The organism is Ralstonia sp. ASV6 (assembly GCF_016429285.1).
Taxonomy (GTDB): domain Bacteria; phylum Pseudomonadota; class Gammaproteobacteria; order Burkholderiales; family Burkholderiaceae; genus Ralstonia; species Ralstonia flaminis.
The window spans coordinates 1-5,843 of sequence record NZ_JAELUI010000218.1 but is presented as its reverse complement, the minus strand read 5'-3'; the positions used below and the strand labels follow the sequence as shown (position 1 = coordinate 5,843).

The 5,843-nt window shown below is 59.4% G+C and carries 7 protein-coding genes; 1 reads left to right on the top strand and 6 read right to left on the bottom strand.

Features of this window, described 5'->3' with window-relative positions:
* From JHD73_RS25975 to JHD73_RS25965, 3 genes are all read right to left on the bottom strand, one after another.
* The coding region (locus JHD73_RS25975; RefSeq protein WP_199033043.1) for a hypothetical protein at positions 1 to 671 on the bottom strand (671 nt) is incomplete at its 3' end.
* Positions 672 to 710: 39 nt separating this feature from the next.
* Positions 711 to 1,598, bottom strand: coding sequence for a hypothetical protein (locus JHD73_RS25970; protein ID WP_199033042.1), 888 nt, complete (start codon positions 1,596 to 1,598; stop codon positions 711 to 713).
* 2 nt (positions 1,599 to 1,600) lie between these two features.
* A complete protein-coding gene (locus tag JHD73_RS25965; protein WP_199033041.1) occupies positions 1,601 to 2,104 on the bottom strand; it encodes a hypothetical protein in 504 nt (167 codons plus the stop codon).
* Positions 2,105 to 2,303: 199 nt separating this feature from the next.
* Here JHD73_RS25965 and JHD73_RS25960 point away from each other — a divergent pair, with 199 nt between their 5' ends.
* The gene (locus tag JHD73_RS25960) at positions 2,304 to 4,634 is read left to right on the top strand and encodes a DotA/TraY family protein (protein WP_368735559.1); all 2,331 of its coding nucleotides are present in this window, start codon (positions 2,304 to 2,306) and stop codon (positions 4,632 to 4,634) included.
* Positions 4,635 to 4,690: 56 nt separating this feature from the next.
* Here JHD73_RS25960 and JHD73_RS25955 read toward each other — a convergent pair whose 3' ends face one another.
* The 3 genes from JHD73_RS25955 to JHD73_RS25945 all read right to left on the bottom strand — a co-directional run.
* Positions 4,691 to 5,131 (bottom strand): hypothetical protein, encoded by a 441-nt coding sequence (locus JHD73_RS25955; RefSeq protein ID WP_199033039.1) that lies wholly within the window; start codon positions 5,129 to 5,131, stop codon positions 4,691 to 4,693.
* Between the two features lie 170 nt (positions 5,132 to 5,301).
* The gene (locus tag JHD73_RS25950; RefSeq protein WP_199033038.1) at positions 5,302 to 5,538 is read right to left on the bottom strand and encodes a hypothetical protein; all 237 of its coding nucleotides are present in this window, start codon (positions 5,536 to 5,538) and stop codon (positions 5,302 to 5,304) included.
* A gap of 71 nt (positions 5,539 to 5,609) precedes the next feature.
* Positions 5,610 to 5,843 (bottom strand): hypothetical protein (locus JHD73_RS25945; RefSeq protein ID WP_199033037.1); only part of this gene is annotated, 234 nt, incomplete at its 5' end.

Sequence of the window (5,843 nt, the reverse complement as noted above, 5' to 3'; positions counted from 1 at the left end):
GCGCTATAGCGTTCCATCAAGCGGGCGCGTTGCTCTTCGAAGAGCTCGTCACGCGCCATCTCCTGAAGCGGCTGAATAAAGTCCGTCATGTGCATCAGTCCAGGAGTGATCGACGCCAGCTCGATGTCGCGGGCAACGTCCGAAGCATCGGCTGCCGACAGGAAGCCGGAAGCCATGGCTGCCTCTAGCTTCGAACGCACATCCTTCAAGAGGTCGACATAATCGCGCTCCGCAGGCATCACACCCGGCACGTTCGACTCCAGGCGCTCCCAGTACGCAGTCATTGCGCTGCACGCGACGCGGTTCTTGACAGCAGAGACGTCATCCGACACGCCACCTACACTTTCAAAGCGCAGCAGGTGTCGCGAGCTCAGCGCTCCTCCGAAGAACTGCTTCATCGACTTCTCGGTACCAAACGAGAAATAGATCTCGTCCGCGCCGACCCGCATCGCCCTTTCGGCGAATTCCGGCGTAGCGAGGATGTTGCGCGCCACGATCTCTGGGGCCATGGCCTTCGCAGTGGCGATTTTGGCAACGGACGACTCGAATGGGATGTGGGCGTGTTCGCGGCTCGACATCAGTGCCGTTTCAAATTCGCGTGCCGGCAGCGACAGCAGCTGTTCTGCCTTGTGAACGCGAGCATCAGCGCTTTGCGAGATCGAAAAGTACATAGCAACTCTCGTAGAGTGATTGGGCCTTGGTGCCCCTTGTTACATTGGCCCAGCAGCCTCGATGCGGTCTTCCGGATGACGCAGATCCTGCAGGGTTCGCGCCGCCGTTTGAGCGACAGTTACCCCGAAAGCGGACTGCACCATGCGTCGAAGCGGAGAGACGTTCGCCATCTCCGCCAGCACATCGGCCGGCGTATGGATGTTGGCCGCGACAGCCTCCAACTCGCTTGCGCCGAGCACGGTATCGCGAGACCGCGCAATTTTGCGCAGGACAGCTGGGTCACGGACGCTGGGGAGTACAACCAGACGCAGAGCACTGTCGTAGGTCGTATCCGCGAGCTCATCGCACAGTTTAACGTACGGGTCCTCGCGGTCCCGCGCAATATGTGCCTTCTGCGCCGCATTGGAGGCCACCTGATGCCGGACGATTGCGTCGTCAAACGACTGGAGGATGTCACGCATCAACTGAGGCTTGACCGCAGGGTTGTAGGCCAGATTGCGGATCACGTGCATGTCCTTCGACGCCTTAGCGTCGTTGATCAGCATGCGCTGCGTCGAATCAGGCAGATTCGGGTTCTTGGCCAGTTGCCGCAAGACCTTCGGCTGATTGATGAACATGCTGGCCAAGTAGTTCAGCTCATGCCCATTGTTCGAGTCCTTGGCCATTCGCAGCGCAGCATCCAGAGCCATCGACTTCTCTTGACGCTTGCCCTTGTCCCTGACCGTCAGGGCGAGGCTGTTAATTGCATCCTCGGCCTCGACCATGCGCTGAACCGAAGCCAGGTCGACCAACGCACGACCCTCGACACGGACACCGCGATCGGAGAACAAGCGCTTGGTGCGCACCAGCTGGCCCATCTGGTGAAACGACAGGAATGCCGGCTGCGGCCCGCTGCTGAAATCAGAGATGGAGAGTGACGGGTTCATGTTCAGTCTCCTGCGGTCATCCCCGTCTCGACGAGGATGAGTTCGTCCTCGCCGAGGCCGACTTGGCGCAGCACAGTTGCGCGGTGCTGCGATTGAAATGCGAAGTAGTACACGCCGTCCTGGCCTTCCATGCTGACGACACCCTCATGCTTGGCAGCGGCCGCCCGTTCGCCCAGATAACTGTGGGCGAGCTTACCCAGCGCGTCGATCCAGTCCGCCCCGATATCGCCTGCGACCCACGACTTCTGCAAGCTGACCCCGCCCACCGCAGCCTCAGCTGCCGGCTTCGTGAAGTCACGAGCGGCGAGGATGTCGACGCCCGGCACCACATCGGCAATCAGCACCGGCCCCTCAGCCGACATCACCATGGCGTCAACGGCGGCGATCGCCGTGACGATGCGCGAGGCAATCTGCTCGCCCCATCCCGCCCCGCTCAATAGAGGTGCTGCCTCACCAAGGCGAGACACGGTGCGCTGTGCGATGGCATGACGTTCGGATGCAAGCATGGGTTCCTCTGTGAATGTGAAGTGCTCGGGACTTATCTGAAGCCGAGTATACAGACGGCACCCAAAACATCAAAAAAATAACGCCAGAAGTGGATTGTCTGTAAAATGTCAACATGTAGCGATACGTTTTAATATATTTTTTTGTATCTTGGAGGCCTAAATGGCTAACCCGTTCACCCCCGCGCCGACCGACGCGGCAGTGGGCTATCTGCAGATGATCTTCGGGGACGTGATCACCAACATCGTCTCCGGAATGTCGCCGAGTACCGCGGGCACAGCACCCGCGGCCATGCTCGGCGAGGCCTTCCGATACTTCAACTCGGGGGTGCTTGTTTTCGGCACCTTCATCCTGACGTGGGTCACCATATTCGGGATCCAGAACTCGGCCAACGATGGCGAGATCCTGGGTAGGCAATGGAACACGTTCTACACGCCCATTCGTACCGTGGCGGCCGCCGGCATGCTGGTGCCCACATCGAGCGGGTACGCATTCATCCAGCTCGTGTTGCTCACGCTGGTGACCTGGTCGATTGGATTCGCATCCAACATATGGACCGCCGTCGTCAAAAAGAGCATCGCTGATGACGTGACCACCGCAGCAGTCAGCAGTATTCGCGCCGACCCCAACTTCGCAGCAAACATGGTGTTTGCCATTCGTATGGGGGCGTGTGCTGCGGGCGTGAATTCAGCCCTGCAGAGCACCGCACCGGACCAGAACATCCAACTCACGCTCCAGCAAGACGAAAAGCAGGAGCAGTCGCTCATCAATACGTCGTTCGGTCCAACATTGGTGACCCGCATCTACTATGCAGACCCGAAATGGCCCGGTAGCGAGTCGATCTGCGGTCAGATGACGATTACCGACACGACCAGCTTGTACAGCGGGTACACCCGCGGCCTCAACGGCGCGCTTTTGGGCAAGGACGACGGCTTCACGATCCTGCGGCAGCGCGTGGCTGACGCGCGCAAAGCCTACTTCTCGACGCTCGCCGAGAAGACGGTTCCCATGGTCGTCGACAGCATCAAGTCCGTGGCAGCATCGACAAGCAACGACCAGCTCGTTGCGTCGCGGCTTTCGGACCTGATCGCGTCGTCCGCGGCCGACTTCAATCGAAACCTTACCGACCAAGTTACACAGACCGTCAATAGCAATGGCTCCAAGTTCATTGACAGCATGACGGGGCAAGGTTGGATCTACGCAGCCTCGTACTGGACCAATCTCGCACGCATCAAAGACGTTGTCGCAGACGCGACGAAGTCCAAGGTATCGCTCGTTAATGGATCCAACTCACTCGAAAGCGTTCTCCCCCCCGGAACTTCTCTGACTGCAGCCAACACCGTTCTGCTCAGCATTCAGTCGCTCGCTGACCAGTTCACTCAAGCCGCGCTCGCAACGCCACCCTCCGCAGGCGCTGGAGGCTCGACTACCAACAGCTGCAGCGCCACACCTGGCAACGTGCAGACGTCGTTCACATTGAACGACTTCGCAAGCGGATCCGGCACGCTGACGGGCACTTTTGCACATTGGTTCAATGGCATCAGCACTGGCGTTCTTCGCGGCATGGTCTGCTACTTGGGCGAAGGCACTGAAGACCCGGTCATGCAGGTGAAGAACATCGGCGACTGGATGAGCGACTTTGCCGGGGCTGTGTTTCTTACCAAGGGCATCGCAGTCTCTGGCCTGGAGGGCTTCTCTGCATGGGCGCAGTCGTCGTCGGCGCCCGGCTCCTCGATCGCCGCAGGCTTTGCCAAAGGTCTGGTGACATGGCTGGCCGAGATGTGGTCCATCATCGCGCCATCTCTCTGGACGCTGATGTACCTGGGCTATTTCCTCGGCATCTGGATCCCAATGGTGCCGTACTACGTTTTTGCCGTGGGCGTTGTCGGCTGGATGGCCTTCGTCATCGAGATGATGGCCGCCGGTGTGCTGTGGGCCGCCGCGCACACCACACCTGCTCGTGACAACAGCTTCATCGGCAGCCAGATGCAAGGCTACATGCTTGTCATGTCCGGGTTCTTCCGCCCTGCCCTGATGGTGATTGGGCTCGTCGCGAGTAACGCCATGCTGCAGCCGGCCCTGCGGTTCATCAATGGCAGCTTCATGACACGCGTCCAGGCACTTCAGCATGATTCGATGCTGGGCCTCCTGGCTCTCGCTGGTTACATGGTGGTGTACACGTTCATCGTTTCTGCCACGTTCATGCTGGTCTTCGGCTTGCCGCAGACGCTACCCGATCGCATTCTCCGCTGGATCGGCGCCGGCATTGGCGACCTTGGCGAGCAAGGCACCGTCAACAAGATCGAAGGGCAAGCGAGCGGCGCAGCACGCGGCGCAATGCTCACGGGCATGAACAAGCAAAATGCCGCAGATACAGCGAAGGCCAATCAGGCCGCAAAGGATGCTGCTGCAGTGGAAAAAGCACGCGAAAAAGCAGACGATCGCGCATTCATGCGGGAGCTCTACCGCGGTGGCCAAGTTGCCGCAGAGGCTCCGGTCACCGATTCCGGGCAAGGTCCGGTCCGCTTGTGATTTGCAGCCCAGAAAAAAACCGCCGAGGAATCGGCGGTTTTTTTATTGAGACTTGCTCACGCTCCCGGCGTGTACCAATCCCGGGACGGCCGGGAAAGCACTGCGGGGTCTCGACGGGGGTCTTCGTTGAGTACGCCGATCGAGAGCATATCCCCGACCTGACTGTCGTACTCGCGCGAGAGCATCTTGTAGACGCTAGCTTTGACTTCAGCCGGCTTCAACCCCTGCGCCTGGGCGAGTTGCGCTGCAAGCATATCGATGACCTTCCGCGAGGCGAGACACACCGCACTCAGGTCGCTGTAGTCCGCCGACAGCTGATCGAATTGACCTTTTAGCTTGACGTTCGCATCCGTATGGACCTTGACGGCCCGCATGCCCAGGGCGACCGCAAAAGCAGCCGAAGAATCGCTTGAAGGTTCGGGGACGGCAACGGGCCCACGTGAGCCACGCAGTACCGCCATGTCCTCCGCCAGACGCATCGCATCGTTTCCGTTCATTCCAAGCATATTTCCTCCCACCTTGCCCGCCAGTTCGCGGGTGCGTATGTCAACCACTATCGTATTTCATCCTAGCACAAGCAGTCAGGTAATCGTGCCTGCTTGGGTTCGATAGTCCTGTACTGTTGCCGTGCTGCACTGAATTTTGCGCAAACAGGGCGACAACCGTCCTACTCGGCGCCGTTGATCCTCTCATAAGCGGCCCGGGGGTCCTTGGCCGCCAATTCAGCCAGCTCCGGCGCCAACGCGTTCAGCACGTTCCACGACTGGGCGACTGCTTTGTGCTTCTCCCGAAAATACTGGATCTCCACCAACCCAGCGAGCGCTGCTTTCAATCGCTCGTCAGTGAGTTCGGGGACCTCGGCCCGAGGCACATATTCAACACCACCGATCAGTACCTGAGGCATATTCCACCTGGTAGCACTACGTGCCATGCTGGCATTGACACCATCATAGGTGCACTTGTGCACTATGTCAATTAGGTTTGCTTTGATGGGATCCGTGAGACGTAGTAGCGCAAATGCGCTTCCGTTTGCGCGTGCCGTTCTTGCAACAGGCGTAGCTTCTCCACGAGCACAGCGTAAGCTTGCTCCGCGCCTTCGATCTCAGCCGCGGCGTCCTCAATTGCTTTTCGGATGTCGGCGGTCAGCTCTGGCGCCCTGCTTTGTGCAAGCTCGCGCAAACATGCCGGCGTTTTCGAGCGGTACTTCTC

Bases quoted from the DNA above. Each gene is read 5' to 3' on its own strand.
- JHD73_RS25950 (WP_199033038.1), bottom strand. From the start codon at position 5,538: ATGCCTCAGGTACTGATCGGTGGTGTTGAATATGTGCCTCGGGCCGAG.
- JHD73_RS25965 (WP_199033041.1), bottom strand. From the start codon at position 2,104: ATGCTTGCATCCGAACGTCATGCCATCGCACAGCGCACCGTGTCTCGC.
- JHD73_RS25970 (WP_199033042.1), bottom strand. From the start codon at position 1,598: ATGAACCCGTCACTCTCCATCTCTGATTTCAGCAGCGGGCCGCAGCCG.
- JHD73_RS25955 (WP_199033039.1), bottom strand. From the start codon at position 5,131: ATGAACGGAAACGATGCGATGCGTCTGGCGGAGGACATGGCGGTACTG.